Source organism: Pseudorhodobacter sp. (assembly GCF_034675685.1).
In the GTDB taxonomy this organism is placed as follows: Bacteria; Pseudomonadota; Alphaproteobacteria; order Rhodobacterales; family Rhodobacteraceae; genus Pseudorhodobacter.
In genome coordinates, this window is record NZ_JAUCDA010000017.1 from 92637 (window position 1) to 111788 (window position 19152).

The window sequence follows — 19152 nt, forward strand, 5'->3', positions numbered from 1 at the left end:
ACTTGACCCTGTTGCGGTCGAACACCCGCTCAGGCCTGAAATTGCAACTTGCACAGATCGGCATAAAGGCCAGAGCGCGCAAGCAATTCATCATGCGTGCCGCTATCGACCACACGGCCCTGATCCATCACCACAATATGGTCGGCATTGCGGATGGTGGCAAGCCTATGGGCGATCACCAGCGTCGTGCGCCCGGCGGCGGCATGGGTAAGCGCTTCGGCTACCAGTGCCTCGGATTGGGCGTCAAGCGCGCTTGTCGCCTCATCCAGCAGCAATACCGGCGCATCGCGCAACAGGGCGCGGGCAATGGCAACGCGCTGGCGTTGGCCGCCCGACAGCGCCGAGCCGCGCGGGCCTGCCGGGCTATCAAGACCAAGTGGCAGGTTGGCGACAAATTCCGACACATGGGCGGCATCCATGACGGCGCTCAGGCGGTCGGCATCCGGCGCGCCGCCAAGCGCTATGTTTTCGCGCAGGCTTTCATCAAACAAGGCGGCGTCCTGGGTCACCACCGCGAATTGGCTGCGCAAATCCGGCAAGGGAAGCGTGGCGATATCGGTGCCATCAAGGCTGATCTGGCCCGATTGCGGCTCTGCCATGGCTGTCAGCAGGTTGAATACGGTGCTTTTTCCAGCCCCCGAGGCACCGACCAGCGCGGTCATCTTGCCAGCCTCGGCCACAAAGCTGAGCCCGCGCAGAACCGGGGTTTCCCCATAGCCAAACACCACATCTTGCAAGCGGATGCGGGGGGCCTTGCCCGGATTGGCCAAGCTGGAGGTGGCGCGCAGTCGCGGCGCGGGCAAGGTGTCAAACAGCCGAAACAACCGTTCCAGGCTGGCCGCAGCAACTTGCCAAAAGCCGATCATATCGCCCAGTCGCCGCAACGGTTGAAAGGTCAGCGCCATGGCCGAGAAAAACGCCATGAAGTCGCCGATGGTCCGTTCGCCGCTTACAATTTGCGATCCACCAAGCATCACAACCGCAAAAAAACCGATCCCGGTAATCAGGTCGATCAGGGCCGGGATGGTCGAACGCCCCGCCGACATGCGAATTTCGGCGCGGATCAGGCGTTGCACGATTTCTTCGAAGCGCGAAACCTGATATTTTTCCATCCGGTTCAGTTTTACAGCCTGAATGCCGTGGAACACCTCATCCAGACGGGTGGCCCGGTGACCGGCATCATTGCGCATGGCGGCGGTCTTGCGGCGGATATAGCGCTGGATAATGATAGCCGGTGCAATCAGCAGGGGCGCACCGATCAAGGCGGTCGCAGTCCAGACCGGGTCGATTGTCAGCGCAACCGCAAACAGACCGATCAGGGCGATGATGTCACGGCCAACGCCGGTGATAAGCGTGGACCAGACGCCTTGCACCGCCATCGTATCGCCCTGTACCCGCTCGATCAGCGCGCCGGGCGGATTGGTTTGAAAAAACCCTGCGTCAAGGGTAAGGATATGGCGCAGCAAATCAACCTGCATCGCCGAGGATGAGCGTTGTGCGATGATGGTCAGCAGGGTTTTCGAGGTGATCGAGGTAACGGCCCGTATGGTAAACAGCGCCAATATGCCAATGCCCACCCAGATCAGCGCAGATTCACCACCCGGCGCAAACACCTTGTCAAACAAGGGCTTAAGCATATAGGACAGCGCCCCCAGCGTGCTGCCCTCAACCACCATCACACAAAATACCAGCGCCATAAGCCCACGGTAGCGCTGTAGATACCCTGACCAAAGCCGCCCAAAAAGGCGGGTAGAGCGGTAAGGATTGGCGGGGGCGGGGGGTTTTTGGGTCACGGGGGCAGGGCCGGGGTTGGGATCGGTTGCGAAAGGTGTAGCGCGTTATGGCCTGCGGCTGCAAGGCGTGGCAGGAATGGCAGGCCGAGGGTGGTTGACGGGCGCTATCGCCGGGCCTAGCACTATTGATGAAATCCCTTGAAAGCGCCGCTGATGAAATCCTCTGTCTCGCTTGCCGCCCCGGCGCATGCACCCGTTTCCTTGTCGGGGGGCCGCCCCTATCTTGCCATTCCCGGCCCTTCGGTGATGCCGGACCGGGTTTTGCGGGCCATGCATCGCGCCTCGCCCAATATCTATGGCGGTGAGGTTTATGGCGTCATGGAAAGTATCTGGCCGCGGTTGAAGGCCGTTGCCGGAACCAATCAGTATTGCGCGATCTACATCGGCAATGGCCATGCCGCCTGGGAAGCGGCGAATGCCAATCTTTTCAGCCGGGGGGACAAGGCCTTGGTGCTGGCGGTCGGGCGTTTCGGCATTGGCTGGGCCGAATTGGCGCGCGCGCTTGGGGTGGATGTGGAGGTGCTTGATTTCGGTAAATCCTCGCCCGTTGACATGGGCCGGGTCGAGGCGGCCTTGCGGGCCGATACCGGGCACAAGATAAAGGCGTTGCTGGCGACGCAGGTCGATACATCAACTTCGATCAAGACCGATGTTGCGCAGTTGCGCGCCGTTCTGGATGCGATCGGCCATCCGGCCTTGTTGGCGATTGATTGCATTGCCTCGCTTGGCTGTGATGAATTTCGGATGGATGACTGGGGCGTTGATGTTACGGTCGCGGCCAGCCAAAAAGGGCTGATGACGCCGCCGGGCCTTGGGATTTTATGGTTTTCCGAAAAGGCGCGGGCGCGCTGCCGGGGGAATGACCTGCGCACCCCCTATTGGGATTGGGAGCCGCGCGCGCTTGGCACTGAATTCTGGCAGTATTTCAACGGCACAGCGCCGACGCATCATCTGTATGGCCTGTCCGAGGCGCTGATGATGCTGGAGGAGGAGGGGCTGCAAAATGTCTGGGCGCGACACCGGGCGCTGGCAGGGGCGGTCTGGGCCGCGTTTGAGGTGTGGGGCGACGGCAACCCCGCGATTGCGATGAATGTCATGCGGCCCCAGGATCGGGGCTGTTCGGTGACGGCGGCGCGGATCGGGGGGCAGGATGCCACGCGGCTGCGCGAGTGGTGCGAGCATCAGGCCGGCGTGACGCTGGGCATCGGGTTGGGAATGGCCTTGCCGAATGATCCTGCCTGGCACGGGTTTTTGCGGGTAGCGCATATGGGCCATGTGAATGCGCATATGACCCTGGGCGTGCTGGCCGTGATGGAAACGGGCATGCAGGCACTGGGAATTGCGCATGGCGCGGGCGGGATCATGGCCGCGACCCGTACGATTTCAGCGCGTTAGGGCGTTGTAACCCCTGAACGCTATAGCCATTTCTTGTATTTGAAAAACAGATAGGGCAGCACCGCGCAGGTCACCATAAGGCCCAGGGCATAGGGATAGCCATGCTCCCACCCCAATTCGGGCATGTTTGCAAAGTTCATCCCATAGGCCGAAGAGATCAGCGTGGGGGGCAGAAAAATGACCGATACCACGGAAAAGATCTTGATGATGCCGTTTTGCTGAATGTTGATCAGGCCTAGCGTTGCGTCCAGCAAGAACGTGATCTTGGAACCGACAAAATTGGCGTGATCCGCAAGCGACTTCACATCGCTTGCCAGGGTTTTTACCCGTTCGCGCAGATCGGAATTGGCATCATGTTTGGTCAGGATCTGACCGAAATAGGTAATCAGGCGATCCAGGGTCAGCAAGCTGTCGCGGATGTTTGAATTCAGGTTTCCCATTTGCCCGATTTTTTCCAGAACCGCCTGATAATCCGGGTTTTTACCGCGTTTAGCCGGCAAAAAGACGCTGCGCGACTGAACGTCGATCTCGATTGCGGCCCGTTCCAGAATGTCGGCTTGCCGGTCAATCACCGCTTCCAGCAGGGCCATAAGCACGGAATCGGCGCCTTGCATTTCCAGCTTGGTGGCTATGGCGCGGGGGGGAAAGGCGGTAAAGACACGGGGGGCGTGGTAGCGGATTGTGACCAGATGCGTCGGGGTAAGCACAAAACTGACCGGCCCCATGACAGGATCACCGCTATCGGAATTGGCGGGCAAGATTGCCGTCATATAGACGGCATTGTTATAGAGATAGAGGCGCGAGGAAATCTCGATCTCTTTCATTTCGTCCCGCGTCGGAATTTCGCAGGCAACGGCGGCCTCGACGGCGGCGCCTTCTTGTGGGGTTGGGTTGTCCAGATCAATCCACACCGCGCCTTCAAGGCTGGCGGCGTTGGGGGTAAGAACACTGTTTTGCAGGAAAAAACTGTTGATCATCGCGTGCCTCATGCGCCGTTTCGGGCTTTGCCCTTTGTTGCTGCACGGCACGCGATTGTCACCCCCCTAAAGCGGCGTTGCGCAAAGACGTCAGTGCCCGTTCCGGGCCAGCCAGCCCTTCATCCAGGCAATTTCGGCCTCTTGCGTGGCAATGGCACTTGCAGCCATTTTGCGAACCTCGGGGTCGGTGCCATATTGCAGCACAATCTGCGCCATTTCGACAGCGCCCTGATGATGGGGAATCATGCCCGCGATAAAACCAACATCGGCATCGCCGGTCAGAGGACTGTTCTTTTCGGCGTGCATTTTCATGTTCGCCTCAACCAAAGCCCGAGAGGCAGGGGCCTTATCGCCCGCCATCTGGTGCTGGGAGTGATCGGTTTGGGCCATAAGGGGCAAGCGAGACGGCGAAAAGAAGACGGTTCCTTCTGGGGCCATTGAGCCAGGGATTTGCCTTTGATTTGCAGGCTTCTGGCGGGGGCAAGGCAAATCAACGATCTGTGATATGCGGCCTGGGGTGATCTATGCGCTTCACCTTGGGTGCAGACTGGCCTATCTTTGCCACATGTCAGTGATTTTACCGGGAATGCCCGATGCCTATTAACCCAGCCAAACGCCCGGTTATCGGGATCATCGGCAATATGAACCTGCTGAACGAAAACTATCCGGTGCATGCGGGTGGCACGATGAACAGCCAGGCGGTGGCCGGGGTGGCGGGATGTTTGCCGATAATCATCCCATCCGATCCGGGTTTTGTTACTGTCGATGAGCTTTTGAATCTGTGTGACGGGTTCTTGCTGACTGGCGGGCGGCCAAATGTGCATCCGTCAGAATATGGCGAGGCGGAAACCCCGGCGCATGGCGACTTTGATCGCTGCCGCGATGCAATCACCCTGCCGCTGGTGCGGGCCTGTGTTGAACGCGGCCAGCCCTTTATGGGCATCTGTCGCGGCTTTCAAGAAGTGAATGTGGCAATGGGCGGCACGCTTTACCCCGAGATTCGGGATTTGCCGGGCCGCATGAACCACCGCATGCCGCCCGAAGGCACGATTGAGGAAAAATTCGCGCTGCGCCATTTGGTGCAGTTTTCCCCTGGCGGGGTATTTGCCGGGTTGATCGGGGCAACCGAAGTGATGACCAACACGCTGCACGGGCAGGGCATTTGCAAACCCGGTGCGCGGGTGGTGATTGACGGGCTTGCCCCGGATGGTACGCCCGAGGCGATTTACATCAAGGACGCGCCCGGGTTTACGCTGTCGGTGCAATGGCACCCTGAATGGAACGCAGCCGCCGACCCGGTGTCGCGCCCCTTGTTCACCGCCTTTGGGGCGGCTGCCGCAGCTTGGGCCGCCGGGCATAGGCCTGCGTCAATGGCGCTGGCAGGGGCATAGGCGCGGGCATAGGCGGTTGGGGTTTTCCAATAAAAAAGGCGGGCCAAGCAGCCCGCCTTTTTTATTTCCGCCGTTTTGGATACGGTCAGGGTGTGGTTTTTGTCGGTGCTGCCGGTGCGACAATCATTGGAACAAGGGGGGCCGCATCAGTCTTGGGCTGAACCTTGGGGGCTACTGGCGCGGCTGCACCGGGCGTAACCGCGCCGGCGGGGGCCGCCTCAGAGACATCCACCTGATAGGTGACCGTCTTGATCTCCAGCTCGGGGACCTCTGGCTTGGGGGCGGCCTTGACCACCGCTGCTTTGGGCTTTGGCGGTGGTGGAACCTTCAGGCCATTGGGCACCGACCCATCGGCGTTAAGCACCAGAACCCTGGCGCCGGGGCTGACGCGTTTGTTCAGGTCAATCACGTCTTGTTGAATCATGCGGATACAGCCGGACGAGGCGTTTTTGCCGATTGACCACCAATCCGGCGTACCGTGGATGCGGTAGCCGTAGTCACGCCCACCCGACAGCAGGTAAATCGCGCGCGCACCAAGCGGGTTTGTCGGGCCGCCGGGCTGACCGTCCTTCCATTTCTCCAGCTTCGGGCTGCGCTCGATCATTTCCTTGGGCGGGGTCCAGGTGGGCCAGTTCTTGGTTTCCGACACCACAGCCTCACCAGCCCATTCAAAGCCGGATTTGCCGACAGAAATGCCGTAACGGATCGCGGTATTCTTGCCGGTGACGAAATAGAGGAATTTCTGACCGGGGTGGATGATGATAGAGCCCGGCGGGCGGTCGGTCGGATAGGAGACTTCCTGGCGGCGGTAAGCCTCTGGCAGTTTATCCAAGGGCACGGCGGGAACGGGAATCGCGCCATCCATCCGCGCGACATAGGCGACCTCGGGGGTTTCCAGCGGCGCGTTGCGCTTGGCCGCTGTCGGGTCTGCCGGGGTGGTGGCAACCGGCGCGACGCAGGCCGAAAGCGCCAGCGAGAGGGCGATCGGAAGGCCTATGAGGCGAAAGGGGAAGCCGAAACTGCGCATGAATATACCTTTACTGTGCCGCCAAGGGCGGATTCTGTGGATTGTTTCCATGGATAGAACAAAGAAAACCGGGGGTCAAAGCGGATTGCCAGTAAAAAGTGAGGGATTCTTGCCTGGCCCCCGGTTTTGCGGCTTTGCAAGGCAAAGCGCGTAGAGGTATTTTTGCCAAGATGAACGCCGCAGGCGCATCAGGTGACGCGGGCGCGGGTTTTGTATTCGGGGCGGTCCCAAAGGTTGTTTTCCATGATATCGGCAAGAATCTTGACGGCGCCGTCCACATCCTCATCATTGATAAACAGCGGGGTGAAGCCGAAACGCAGAATATCAGGAGCGCGAAAATCACCGATGACGCCGCGCGCGATCAGCGCTTGCATGATCGCGTAGCCGTCTTGATGGCGGAACGAGGCTTGCGAGCCGCGCTGATTGCCATCACGCGGCGCGGCAAGGGTAAGGGCGGGGCAGGCGGCCTCGACCCCCGCGATGAAACGGTCGATGAGCTGGATGGATTTGGCGCGGACATCGTTGATATCGGCCTGATCCCAGATGTCGAGCGAGGCCTCAAGCGCTGCCAATTGCAAGACTGGCGGGGTGCCAACGCGCATTCGTTCAATCCCTGCGCCGGGGCGGTAATCAAGATCAAAGGCAAAGGGGGCTTCGTGGCCAAGCCAGCCGGAAAGGGCGGGATTGATTTTTTCGGCATGGCGCGGGGCGACATAAATGAAGGCCGGACCGCCGGGGCCGGAGTTGAGGTATTTATAGGTGCAGCCAACGGCGAAATCGGCGCGACATTCGGCCAGATGCACCGGCAAGGCGCCTGCCGAATGGGCAAGATCCCAGACCGTCACCGCGCCTTTGGCCTGCGCCAGTTTGGTAAGGGCGGCCATGTCATGCTTGCGGCCCGTGCGGTAATCAACTTCGGTCAGCAAGGTGACGGCGATGGTGTCGTCGATGGCAGCCGCCACATCTTCGGGGGCGACGGTTTTAAGGGTGTAATCGGGGCCGAGCATGCGGCACAACCCGCTGGCCATATAAAGATCGGACGGGAAATTGCCGGTATCGGACAGGATCACACGCCGCGAAGGGTTCAGTTCCAGCGCCGCGGTCAGGGCCTGAAACACCTTGATCGAAAGCGTATCGCCCATCACCACAGATCCCGGCTCGGCACCGATCAGGCCCGCGATACGGTCGCCAACGCGCGAGGGTTGCGCCATCCAGCCTGCCTTGTTCCAGCCGGTGATCAGCAGCTTGCCCCATTCCTCGGTCACCGTATGCGCCACGCGGGCGGCGGCGGCACGAGGCATCGGGCCAAGCGAGTTACCGTCTAGGTAAATCATGCCTTCTGGCAGATCAAACTGGGCGCGGAGACTGGCGAAATCGGTAGGCATGGGGCATCCTTTGCGTGAATTGCGGCATTCAAGCGGTTTGCCGTATTGATTTCAAGCTTGAATTGAGGAGGCGCTATGCGTTGGTTGGATATGCCGCCGGTCTGGCTGGCCGGGTTTGTGGGGCTGAGCTATTGGTTGCGGATGCCAGAGGCGTGGGAAACCCATGGGCCGGGCGCGCGAATTCTGGCGGTGGTGCTGATCGGGACGGGCATTGCGCTGCTGGCATTGTCGACGCTGCAGTTTCGGAACCACAAGACGACGATCATTCCGCACCGCCAGCCCAATGCGTTGATTACGCATGGGGTTTATCGCTTGTCACGCAATCCGATCTATCTGGCTGATGTTCTTATATTGCTGGGCGCGATTCTATGGCTAAAGGCGATAAATGCGCTGATTTTGGTTCCCATTTTCATGGCGGTGCTGGAATGGCGCTTTATCCGGCCCGAAGAGGCGCGGCTGAAGGCGAAATTCGGCGCAGAATTTACAGATTGGGCGGCGCGGGTGCGGCGTTGGGTCTGAAATGTCGCAACATCGCGCCAGAACGCCGCAGCAGAACGCCGCGATTTCGCTGCTGACTTGTGAAATAATCTTTCGCGGTGTTTAAGGGTGGCAGAAATGCGGACCTGACGCCTTGGATGGCGTCAAATATCGGGGGAGAAGCTGTTGAAGATTGGGGCACCCAAAGAGATTTTTGAGGGCGAAGCGCGGGTTGCAATGACGCCGGATTCGGCCAAATTGCTGCAAAAGCTGGGCCATGAATGTTTGATCGAAACCGGGGCAGGCGCGAAGGCCGGGTTTGCGGATCAGGCCTATGCGGCGGCGGGCGTCGAGGTGGTGAATAGCGCCGCCGCCCTGTTCAAGGCGGCAGATGTGATCGTAAAGGTGCGGGGGCCGGAGCCGAATGAGGCCAAGCTGCTGGGCGAGGGGCAGACGCTGATTTCGTTCTTTTGGCCTGCACAAAACGACAAGCTGCTGGAGCAGATGAAGGCCCAAGGCGCTTCCGTCATCGCGATGGATATGGTGCCGCGGATTTCACGCGCGCAGAAAATGGATGCGCTGTCGTCGATGGCCAATATCGCGGGCTACCGTGCGGTGATCGAGGCCGGCAACAACTTTGGCCGCTTTTTCACGGGCCAGGTGACAGCGGCGGGCAAAGTGCCGCCCGCCAAGGTTTTGGTCGTGGGCGCGGGCGTGGCCGGGTTGGCCGCGATCGGTACGGCAACCAGCCTTGGCGCGATCACCTATGCGTTTGACGTGCGCCCCGAAGTGGCCGAGCAGATTGAGAGCATGGGCGCGGAATTTGTCTATCTGGAATTTGACGCCTCGGAATTGCCCGATGGCGCGGAAACCGGCGGCTATGCGGCCCCCTCGACGCCCGAGTTTCAGGCCAAGCAATTGGCCAAGTTCCGCGAATTGGCGCCCGAGATTGATATCGTTATCACGACAGCCCTGATCCCCGGTCGGCCCGCGCCAAAGCTGTGGACCAAGGATATGGTCGAGATGATGAAGCCCGGTTCGGTGATCATCGACCTTGCGGCAGAGCGGGGCGGCAACTGTGATCTGACGGTTATGGATGAAAAGATCGTCACCGATAATGGCGTGACCATTGTCGGCTATACCGATTTTCCAAGCCGGATGGCGGCGCAGGCATCAACGCTTTATTCCAACAATATCAGGCATATGCTGGCCGATCTTACACCCGGCAAGGACGGCGTTATCAACCATGATATGGAGGATGACGTAATCCGGGGGGCGACTGTGGCGCATAAGGGGGAAATTACTTTCCCGCCGCCACCGCCCAAGATTGCAGCAATTGCGGTGCAAAAACCGAAAGCCAAGGTCAAGGAACTGACGCCGGAGGAGCGCCGCGCCAAGGAGGTTGCAGCGTTCAGGCTGCAAACACGCAACCAGGTGGGGCTTTTGGCCATTGGTGGCGGGTTGTTGCTGCTGGCGGGGCTGTACACACCGGCAAGCTTCATGTCGCATTTCATCGTATTTGTGCTGGCTTGCTATGTTGGGTTTCAGATTATCTGGAACGTGGCCCACAGCCTTCACACACCGCTTATGGCGGTGACCAATGCCATTTCCTCGATCATCATTCTGGGGGCGCTGCTTCAGATCGGGTCGGGAAGCTGGCTGGTGGTTGTGCTGGCAAGCTTGTCGGTCTTTATGGCCGGGATCAATATTTTCGGCGGTTTCCTGGTGACACGGCGTATGCTCGCCATGTTCCAAAAGTCGTAAGCGGGGACGTATAATATGGAATATGGTTTTACAACAGCCGCTTATGTTGTCGCAGCCGTGCTGTTCATTCAGTCGCTTGGCGGGCTTTCGGGGCAGGAAAGCGCCAAGCGCGCGGTTCTTTACGGCATGGCGGGGATGGCCCTGGCGGTGCTGGCCACGCTGATCGGTCCGGGGGCTGGCAACTGGCTTTTGTCGCTGGTGATGCTGTCGATCGGCGGCGCGATTGGTTGGGTCGTGGCCCAGCGGGTGCAGATGACAGAAATGCCACAGCTTGTGGCGGCCATGCACTCTTTGGTTGGTCTGGCTGCGGTGTTCATCGGTTACAACGCGCATCTGGAGGCGGCATTCGTGGCGGCAACGCCCGAAGATCAGCGCCATCTGCTGGAAGGCTTTGCCGCAATTCTGGCGCATAAGGCGCCGGTTGAATTGACAATTCTGCGCATTGAGGTGTTCTTGGGCGTGTTTATCGGGGCGGTGACCTTTACCGGGTCGGTGATTGCCTATGGCAAGCTGGCGGGCAAGGTTGATGGTGTGGCCAAAAAGCTGCCGGGCGGGCATATGCTGAATGCGGGCGCGGCTTTGGGCTCGGCCTTGATGCTGTTTGTCTACCTGCAAGGCGGGGCGGCCTGGCCCCTGATCGTAATGACGCTGCTGGCGTTCTTTATCGGCTATCATCTGATCATGGGCATTGGCGGCGCGGATATGCCGGTCGTGGTGTCAATGTTGAACAGCTATTCCGGCTGGGCGGCAGCGGCGATCGGGTTCTCGCTGTCGAATGATCTGCTGATCGTGGTGGGGGCGCTGGTCGGCTCTTCGGGTGCGATCTTGTCTTATATCATGTGCAAGGCGATGAATCGCAGTTTCATTTCGGTGATCCTTGGCGGCTTTGGCGGCACCACTGGCCCGGCGATGGAAATTCAGGGCGAGCAGGTGGCGATTGATACCGAAGGCGTTGCTGCGGCGTTGAATGAGGCCGATAGCGTTGTCATCATTCCGGGCTACGGGATGGCTGTGGCGCAGGCGCAAACGGCGGTGGCCGAACTGACCCGCAAGCTGCGCGCGCGCGGCAAGACGGTGCGTTTCGCCATTCACCCGGTTGCGGGGCGGCTTCCCGGCCATATGAACGTGCTTTTGGCCGAGGCCAAGGTGCCCTATGACATCGTGCTGGAAATGGATGAGATCAACGAGGATTTCCCATCGACAGATGTGGCGATTGTTATCGGGTCCAACGACATCGTGAACCCGGCCGCACAAGAAGACCCCAACAGCCCCATCGCCGGCATGCCAGTCCTTGAATGCTGGAAGGCGAAACAGGTGTTCGTGTCGAAACGCGGGCAGGGAACGGGGTATTCGGGCATTGAAAACCCGCTGTTCTACAAAGAAAACACCCGGATGTTTTACGGCGACGCCAAAAAATCACTGGATGCGCTGCTGCCGCTGATTGATTGACCAAGGCCTGATGGCCAAAGAAAAGCGCCCCGTCCGTGTTGGCGGGGCGCTTTGCGTTTATGGGGCGTTGCGGAAATACCAGTGTACCATTGCGCACCGGCTTTATTGGAATTGCGGAATTTACAATTCCCAACCCGCCTCATCTTTTGGGGGCAAGACAGGCCGAGGTTCCAATGCCCAAAATCAAAGATCATCCCCTGCGCTATGAACTGGTGAATGAATTGCATGCGCGGCCGTTTCCGACGCTGACGGTGCCCTGCCATGCGGTTTATATCGCGATAAAAGAGCCCGATCACGCGGTGAACCGCGATCATTCAGCCGATCGGTCACATTTGCTGACCCTGCTTGATCGGCACGGCTCGGCCCACCCGCCCCCCGGTGCCACGCATTTTTCCGGGCAGATGGGCCGGCACGCCTTGAAATGGGAAAGCCATACTGAGTTTGTGACCTACTCGGCCTTTGGCAGCGGGGTCTCGGCCCGCGCCTTTGACCCGGCAGAGGCAGATATTTTCCCCGAGGACTGGCTGGCCGATGCGCCGGGAACGCGGCTGACATCGGTGTTGATCCGGGTCGAGGAGCTTCCCGAGGATGAGGCGGAAATGCTGGCAAAGTTGGAGGCGTGGTTTGAACCGGAAAGTCTGGCTGTGTCGCGGGTGGTTGATGGCGCCGCGGTGATTGCCGGGGATTTTCGGATTGATCCGGCGGGGCATATGCGCTTTGCGGTTTTTGTCGAAAAAGCTGCGGGTGCGCGCCGGGTGGGGCGCATTGTGCAGCGGTTGTGCGAAGTGGAAACCTACCGCGCGATGTCGATGCTGGGGCTGAGGAAGGCGCGCGGCTTAAGCGCGGCGTTGAACACATTGGACCCGCAGCTTTCCAGATTGATTGCCGGGATGAACCGGACCGAGCAATCCCCAGACGCCGTGCTGCACACGTTGCTGGAAATCTCGTCAGAACTGGAAAGCCTTGCGGTGCAGTTCAGCTTTCGCTTTGCCGCGACCGAGGCCTATGAGGCGATTGTGAACCAGCGGATTTCGGTGCTGCGCGAAGCACGGGTTTCGGGGCGCCAGAGTTTTGGCGAGTTCATGATGCGCCGGTATGACCCGGCGATGCGGACGGTGAAATCGGTGGATGCACGCTTGCGCAGCATGGCCGACCGCGCAACCCGTGCGGCGGAATTGCTGCGCACGCGGGTCGATGTGGAACGCTCGGCGCAGAACCAACGGCTGTTGGCAAGCATGGACGCGCGGGCAGACTTGCAACTGCGGTTGCAGACCACGGTAGAAGGGCTGTCGGTGGTGGCGATCAGCTATTACGCAGTGAATCTGCTGGGCTATATCGCCTATCCGCTGACCGAACTTGTTGGGGTATCCAAGGGGCTGACATTGGCACTGCTGGCGCCTTTGGTGATTTTGGGCGTCTGGGGTATGGTGCGCGGCATCAGGAAAAAATTTCATTAAAGCGTTTCGCCTTGAACCTGCCCCACAGATCGCCGCCTGAAATCAATGATTTCAACGCCTTATCTGATAGGCCCTGTTTCAAGTCAAAGGCGAAACGCGGTAAACGGCCCGCTGCAAGGGGCCTTGTTTGCAAAAGAACGTATCAGCGCCCCCGGATCCGCGGGTCAAGCGCATCGCGCAAGCCGTCACCGATATAGTTGACCGACAGCACCGTCAGCGAGATGGCAACGCCGGGCCAGATAACCCGCTCGGGGTATTGCTGGATATATTCCGCGCCGTCAAACAGCAGCCGGCCCCAGGTCGGAAAATCCGGCGGAAAGCCAAGGCCAAGGAACGACAGCGCGGATTCGGTGATGATCGCATTGGCGATGCCAAGGGTGGCGGCAACCATGATCGGTGACATCACATTGGGCAGCACATGGCGCAGGATCATCCGGCGCGATGGCGTGCCGATAGACCGGGCGGCCAGCACAAATTCACGCTCTTTCAGGGCCAGCACCTCGCCACGCACCACGCGGGCGGCTTGCATCCAACTGGTCAACCCGATGGCGGTGACGATCAGCAAAAAAGTGCCGCCTTCGGGGCCAAAGGCCTTGGACAAAGGCGCGCGAAACAGCATCGCCATGACCAACAAAAGCGGCAGCAACGGCAGGGCCAGAAACAGGTCGGTAACCCGCATCAAGAGGTTGTCAAGCCGCCGGAAATAGCCCGCCATGACCCCGACAAAGGTGCCAAGCGTGATGGAAATGACCATCGCGGTCAGCCCCACGGCAATAGAGGTTTGCCCGCCTTTCATCATCCGGGCCAGCATGTCGCGGCCCAGCTGATCGGTGCCCAAAGGAAATTCCAGCGAGGGCGGCTTGTTGCGGGTTTTGATCATCGTCAGCGGATCGGGGTTGATGAAGGTCGGGTCTTTGCTCCAGACCAGCGGGCCGATCGAGACGAACAGCACCAGTGAGGCAAAGACAAACAGCCCGATCAAAGCCCCTTTGTGGGATTTGAACTGAACCCAGACATCGGCCCATTGGCTGCGCGGTTTTGGCAGGGCTGCGGCGGGATGTGCGGTTTCAGTCATAGCGGATCCTCGGGTCAAGTATGCCGTAAAGGATATCGGCGATCAGGTTGAACAACACGATCAGCACGGCAAAGATGAAGGTCAGGGTTTGCACCGTTGGCAGGTCCGAGCCTTGAATGGCGCCAATCAGCAGCGCGCCAATGCCATTTACCCGAAACACCTGTTCGGTGATGATCGCGCCGGCAAAAATACCGGGGATGCCAAGGGCGATGACCGTAACCACCGGGATCATCGAGTTGCGCACCACATGTTTCAGCACGACCACCCGTTCGGTCAACCCTTTGGCGCGGGCCGTGCGAACGTAATCCTGACCAAGGTTTTCCAGCATGGATGAGCGCATGTAGCGGCTGATCTGCGCGGCATTGTAAAGCGCAAGCACCGTCACCGGCATAACCATTTGTTTGACCTGCTGCAGGAAACTGGTCCAATCGGTGACCCGCAGCGAGGTATCATAGATCGACGGGAACCAGTGCAGGTTGACCGCAAAAACCAGGATCAGCACCAGACCTGTAAAGAATGTCGGCACCGAAAAGCCGATCATCGCGATGAAAGTGCCGATCTGATCGAACCATGAATACTGCCGATAGGCGGAATAGATGCCGATGGGCAGGGCGATCAGCACGCCCAGAACGTAAGAGGTGCCGATGACGGTCATGGTCTGGGGCAGGCGCTGCACCACAATATCCATCACCGGGCTGCGCGACTGCCAGCTGACGATCCGCTGCAAGCCTGCTGAAAAATCGGTGCCCCACCAATGATCCCACAGCACCAGCGGCTCTACCACGAAAAACTGTTTCAGCCACAGGAAATAGCGCACAAACACCGGCTCATTCGCCCCCATCGCTTCCATGATCTTTTGGCGCACCTCGGGGGGGACGGTCAGGGGAATCTGGCTCATCGGCGAGCCGGGGGCGAGGTCTACCAGCAAGAAAATCAGCAGACTGATGAACAAAAGCGTCGGGATGGCAAACATCAGCCGACGGAGCGTGAAAGTGAGCATGGGCAACGCCTCGGTTCATCAGTGGTCAGGAAAAGGGCAGGGCGGGGGCCGTAAAGCCCGCCGCCCAAGGCTTGGATTACTTTATGCGGAACCAGTTTTCGACATTCCCCATTTCCGAATCCCAGACGTTAAGCACCACACCGCCAAGGGTGTTGGAATGTGCCGAAAGACGCCCACGGTCAACCAAAGGCACGATGGTATAGGTGTCTTTGGTCAGCATTTCGTTCATGCGGATGATCAAGGCTGCGCGCTCGGCCTCGCCTTTGGTCTGGATCAGCTCGGCGGCCAGCGCATCAAAGGCCGGATCGCAGAAACGGTTGATGTTTTCACCCTGCCACTGGCTTTCGGGGCGTGGGGCCTTGTCACAGGTATAGGCGACGATATAGGGTTCCGGGTCGGTGCCGGGGAAGTTGTTGGCATACATTTCCACGTCTGCATAGAACTTCTGGAACGTATCGGGCGAGCCGGGGTCGCCACCAAAGAACACACCCGGATCAATGGTTTTCAGCTCGACTTCCACGCCCAGCTCATTCCACCAGCCTTTGATCAGGGCCTGAAAATCCTGACGCACGGGGTTTACCGAGGTTTGGTACACCAGCTTGAAGCGCTTGCCGTCCTTTTCGCGAACGCCATCGGCCCCCACGACCCAGCCAGCGGCATCCAGCAAGGCCTTTGCGCCGTCCATGTCTTGGGTCTTGCAGTCGCTATTGGGCGAGGCATAGATGGCCGGGGCCGGCACCAGATTGCAGCTTGCGCGGCCAGATTCGCCATAGCCCACTGCAACCAGCAGGTTGCGGTCAATCGCCATTGACAGCGCCTTGCGCACATTCACATCCGACAAGATCGGGTGCGGATGCTTGGCGGTGGACCGCTCACCCTCGGGCAGATCTGGCGAAGGGTCGGTCATGTTCATCTCGATCCGCTCTACCAACGTGCCGAAATCACTGACGAATTTGCCCTTGTTACCCGCCGCCATCTGCGCTTGCAATTCGGGGTTGATCTGGGTGTTCCAGGCGTAATCAAACTCGCCGGTTTCCATCACCGCGCGCGCAGCCGATGCGGAATCACCGCCGCCCTTTACCGTGAAAGTGGCAAAGATCGGTTTTGCCGGGTCACGGTAATGGGGGTTGGCCGCAAGTTCGACGCTGTCATTGACCTTGAAGTCGGTGACGACAAAGGGGCCGGTGCCATTGGGGTTGAAGTTTTCCTGGGTGCAGGTTGGTGCCGCCGCGCCAAGGCATTTTTCAAACTGTGCCTTTTGGATGATCGGGGATTCCGCACCGACAAAGGCGACAAGCGGGTTTGGCTTTGGCCCGGTGAAGGTGACCTTGACGGTCAGCGGGTCAATCGCCTCGACGGTTTTGACGCCTTCATATTTGGCCAATTGCGCGCAGCCGCCTGCCGGGTCCATGCAATAGGCAGCGGTAAAGACAACATCATCGGCAGTGAAGGGCGAGCCATCAGACCACAGAAGGCCTTCCTTCAGCTTCCAGGTGACCGAGGTTTGATCTGCGGAAATGCCGCCATTTTCAAGGCTTGGCAATTCGGTGACCAGACGCGGGAACATGACGCCTTCATGGTCAAACCCTGCCAGCGGTTCCAGCACAAGGCTGCCAACCTCGACGTCTTTGGTGCCCGCGGACAGATAGGGGTTCATGATGGAAATAGCTTGCGAATACAGAACCTTGACGTTGCCGTCAGATCCACGTTCTGCCATTGCGGCGGGCGCAAAGGCAAAGGCGCAGGCGGCCCCCAGAAGGGCGGTTTTCAGTTTCATGGTTTTGGTTCTCCTTGTTGGTTATGCTCTTTGGCTTTGGCCTTGCCGGTTGGTCCGGTGGCGCTGTTGTTTTCGGGTTTTACAAGGTGGCAGGCCACAAAACGGCCGGGGCGCACCTCGGCCAGTTCGGGCTTCACCTCACGGCAGATCGCGATCACCTCGGGGCAGCGGGTGCAAAAGTTGCACCCTTTTGGCGGGTTTGACGGCGACGGCACGTCGCCTTGCAAGATGATGCGCTGGCGCGTGGCCTCGGTTTGCGGATCGGGGTCGGGCACGGCAGACAGCAGCGCCTTGGCATAGGGGTGCAGCGGCTCGGCATAAAGCGGTTCGCGCGGGGAAAGTTCGGCAATCCGGCCCAGATACATCACGGCCACGCGGTCGGCGATATGACGGACCATCGACAGATCATGGCTGATGAACAGATAGGTCAGGCCCAGCTTTTCCTGCAAATCCTCAAGCAGGTTCACCACTTGCGCCTGAATTGAGACATCCAGCGCCGCGATCGGTTCATCGCAGACGATGAATTTCGGGTTCAGCGCCAGCGCGCGGGCGATGCCGATACGCTGGCGCTGCCCCCCCGAAAACGCGTGCGGGTAACGGTTGGCAAAGGCCCGGTTAAGGCCGACAGCATCCATCAGCGCATAGACTTTTTCCAGCTTTTCGTCAGCGCTCAGCTTGGTATGTTCATCCAGTGGTTCCGCGATGATCGCGGCCACGGTCATGCGCGGGTTCAGGCAGGCCTGCGGATCTTGAAACACCATCTGCATGATCGGGCGTTTCTTGCGCAGCGCCTCGGGTGACAGTTTGGCGATATCTTCGCCGTCGATGGTGACGGAACCGCTGGTCAGCTCATACAGCCGCAGCAGGGCGCGACCAACGGTGGATTTGCCGCAGCCAGATTCGCCCACAAGCCCGAGCGTCTCGCCTTCAAAGATATCAAAGCTAAGCCCATCCACCGCTTTGACATCGCCGGTATGGCGGCGCAACAGGCCGGTGTGGATCGGGAAATACATGCGCAGGTCTTTGACCTCGACCAGCTTTTTCGCCTGTAACGGGGTGGGCTTTGCATCAAGCATCAACGGCGCTCCCGGTTGGCGCGTTCCAATGGCAGGCGACATCATGGCCATAGCCGACGCGGCCTGCACCGATCGCGCGGCGTGCCGGGTTTTCGGCCTGGCAACGCGCAAACGCTTCGGCGCAGCGAGGCATGAAGGGGCAGGCCGTGGGGGCCGCGCCCATGATCGGCGGCTGGCCTTCGATCACCCGCAAACGCGCCTCACGCTGCCCGGTGACCGAGGGAATGGTTTTCAGCAAGGCGCGGGTATAGGGATGCTGCGGGTTGACGAATAATTCCTTTACCGGGGCCTGCTCGACGATCTGCCCGCCATACATCACCGCCACCCGATCAGCGATACCCGCAATCACGCCAAGGTCATGGGTAATCCAGACGATTGCCATGCCAAGTTTGCTGCGCAGATCTTTCACCAATTCGATGATCTGCGCCTGAATGGTCACATCCAGCGCGGTTGTCGGCTCATCCGCGATCAGCACTTCGGGGTCGCAGGCCAGCGCAATCGCGATCATCACCCTTTGGCGCATACCGCCGGAAAACTGATGCGGGTAATCCTTCAGCCGCCGTTCAGCATCGGGGATGCCGACCAGATCCAGCAGTTCAATCGCGCGCAGGCGGGCTTGCGCCTTGTTCAGGCCCATATGGCGGCGCAAAGGTTCCATCACCTGATTGCCGATCGTGTACACCGGGTTAAGGCTGGTCATCGGGTCCTGAAACACAAAGCCGATCCGCCGCCCGCGAATGACGCGCAACTGATCGGCCGGGATTTTCAGCAGGTCGATCTCACCCAGCATCACCTCACCCGCCCGAATCTCGGCAGGGGGCATTGGCAGCAAGCCAATCAGCGACATCATCGTCACCGATTTACCTGACCCGCTTTCGCCCACGACCCCCAGCAATTCGCCGGGTTCAAGGTGGAAACTGACTGAATTGACTGCATGAACCTCGCCGCTACGGGTGCGGAACACGGTCTGCAAGCCCCGCACATCAAGAACGGGCTTGGCCCCATCGGGCATATGGCGACTCCCATGTCGTTATACGTTTTTCCGGGATCAGCCTTTGGCCGCCTCGGTTGGCTGTGATGTTACTGCTTTTTTGACTTGCCGCAACAGG

At 59.6% G+C, this 19152-nt stretch carries 16 protein-coding genes; 6 read left to right on the top strand and 10 right to left on the bottom strand.

What is annotated here, in order from left to right:
• Positions 1-29: 29 nt before the first annotated feature.
• Entirely contained in the window at positions 30-1697 is a 1668-nt protein-coding gene (locus tag VDP61_RS14795; RefSeq protein WP_323007768.1) for an ABC transporter ATP-binding protein, read from the bottom strand.
• A 249-nt stretch (positions 1698-1946) separates the two neighbouring features.
• Here VDP61_RS14795 and VDP61_RS14800 point away from each other — a divergent pair, with 249 nt between their 5' ends.
• Entirely contained in the window at positions 1947-3188 is a 1242-nt protein-coding gene (locus VDP61_RS14800; protein WP_323007642.1) for a pyridoxal-phosphate-dependent aminotransferase family protein, read from the top strand.
• Between the two features lie 20 nt (positions 3189-3208).
• On the opposite strand, the gene VDP61_RS14805 is transcribed toward VDP61_RS14800, so the two are convergent.
• Both VDP61_RS14805 and VDP61_RS14810 read right to left on the bottom strand, forming a co-directional pair.
• A complete protein-coding gene (locus VDP61_RS14805) occupies positions 3209-4165 on the bottom strand; it encodes a magnesium transporter CorA family protein (RefSeq protein WP_323007643.1) in 957 nt (318 codons plus the stop codon).
• A gap of 90 nt (positions 4166-4255) precedes the next feature.
• The gene (locus VDP61_RS14810; protein ID WP_323007644.1) at positions 4256-4603 is read right to left on the bottom strand and encodes a DUF305 domain-containing protein; all 348 of its coding nucleotides are present in this window, start codon (positions 4601-4603) and stop codon (positions 4256-4258) included.
• Between the two features lie 155 nt (positions 4604-4758).
• Between VDP61_RS14810 and VDP61_RS14815 the strand changes: the two genes are divergently transcribed.
• Positions 4759-5556, top strand: a complete 798-nt coding sequence (locus tag VDP61_RS14815) for a gamma-glutamyl-gamma-aminobutyrate hydrolase family protein (RefSeq protein ID WP_323007645.1) — start codon at positions 4759-4761, stop codon at positions 5554-5556.
• Between the two features lie 85 nt (positions 5557-5641).
• On the opposite strand, the gene VDP61_RS14820 is transcribed toward VDP61_RS14815, so the two are convergent.
• Both VDP61_RS14820 and kynU read right to left on the bottom strand, forming a co-directional pair.
• Positions 5642-6583, bottom strand: coding sequence for a L,D-transpeptidase (locus VDP61_RS14820; RefSeq protein WP_323007646.1), 942 nt, complete (start codon positions 6581-6583; stop codon positions 5642-5644).
• A gap of 188 nt (positions 6584-6771) precedes the next feature.
• Positions 6772-7968, bottom strand: a complete 1197-nt coding sequence (gene kynU, locus VDP61_RS14825; protein WP_323007647.1) for a kynureninase — start codon at positions 7966-7968, stop codon at positions 6772-6774.
• 75 nt (positions 7969-8043) lie between these two features.
• Here kynU and VDP61_RS14830 point away from each other — a divergent pair, with 75 nt between their 5' ends.
• The 4 genes from VDP61_RS14830 (at position 8044) to VDP61_RS14845 (ending at position 13115) form a co-directional block, all read left to right on the top strand.
• Positions 8044-8487, top strand: coding sequence for an isoprenylcysteine carboxylmethyltransferase family protein (locus tag VDP61_RS14830; RefSeq protein WP_323007648.1), 444 nt, complete (start codon positions 8044-8046; stop codon positions 8485-8487).
• Between the two features lie 144 nt (positions 8488-8631).
• Positions 8632-10209 carry a Re/Si-specific NAD(P)(+) transhydrogenase subunit alpha gene (locus VDP61_RS14835; protein ID WP_323007649.1) on the top strand — a complete coding sequence of 526 codons (1578 nt, stop codon included), beginning with the start codon at positions 8632-8634 and terminating at the stop codon, positions 10207-10209.
• Positions 10210-10224: 15 nt separating this feature from the next.
• On the top strand, positions 10225-11658 hold the full coding sequence (locus VDP61_RS14840) for an NAD(P)(+) transhydrogenase (Re/Si-specific) subunit beta (protein ID WP_323007650.1): 1434 nt from the start codon (positions 10225-10227) through the stop codon (positions 11656-11658).
• A gap of 173 nt (positions 11659-11831) precedes the next feature.
• Positions 11832-13115 (top strand): DUF3422 domain-containing protein, encoded by a 1284-nt coding sequence (locus VDP61_RS14845; protein WP_323007651.1) that lies wholly within the window; start codon positions 11832-11834, stop codon positions 13113-13115.
• Positions 13116-13257: 142 nt separating this feature from the next.
• Here the strand turns inward: VDP61_RS14845 and VDP61_RS14850 are convergent, their stop codons facing one another.
• The 5 genes from VDP61_RS14850 to VDP61_RS14870 all read right to left on the bottom strand — a co-directional run bounded on the left by VDP61_RS14850 (position 13258) and on the right by VDP61_RS14870 (position 19055).
• Positions 13258-14190: an ABC transporter permease gene (locus VDP61_RS14850; protein WP_323007652.1), complete on the bottom strand. Its 933-nt coding sequence runs from the start codon at positions 14188-14190 to the stop codon at positions 13258-13260.
• Positions 14183-15190 carry an ABC transporter permease gene (locus VDP61_RS14855; RefSeq protein WP_323007653.1) on the bottom strand — a complete coding sequence of 336 codons (1008 nt, stop codon included), beginning with the start codon at positions 15188-15190 and terminating at the stop codon, positions 14183-14185. Before VDP61_RS14855 ends, VDP61_RS14850 begins: the two co-directional genes overlap by 8 nt.
• A gap of 76 nt (positions 15191-15266) precedes the next feature.
• On the bottom strand, positions 15267-16967 hold the full coding sequence (locus VDP61_RS14860) for a peptide ABC transporter substrate-binding protein (RefSeq protein ID WP_323007654.1): 1701 nt from the start codon (positions 16965-16967) through the stop codon (positions 15267-15269).
• Complete coding sequence (locus tag VDP61_RS14865) at positions 16964-18043, bottom strand: dipeptide ABC transporter ATP-binding protein (RefSeq protein ID WP_323007655.1); 1080 nt, start codon at positions 18041-18043, stop codon at positions 16964-16966. The genes VDP61_RS14860 and VDP61_RS14865 overlap by 4 nt, the downstream gene beginning before the upstream one ends.
• Positions 18036-19055 carry an ABC transporter ATP-binding protein gene (locus VDP61_RS14870; protein WP_323007656.1) on the bottom strand — a complete coding sequence of 340 codons (1020 nt, stop codon included), beginning with the start codon at positions 19053-19055 and terminating at the stop codon, positions 18036-18038. Before VDP61_RS14870 ends, VDP61_RS14865 begins: the two co-directional genes overlap by 8 nt.
• Between the last annotated feature and the right edge of the window lie 97 nt (positions 19056-19152).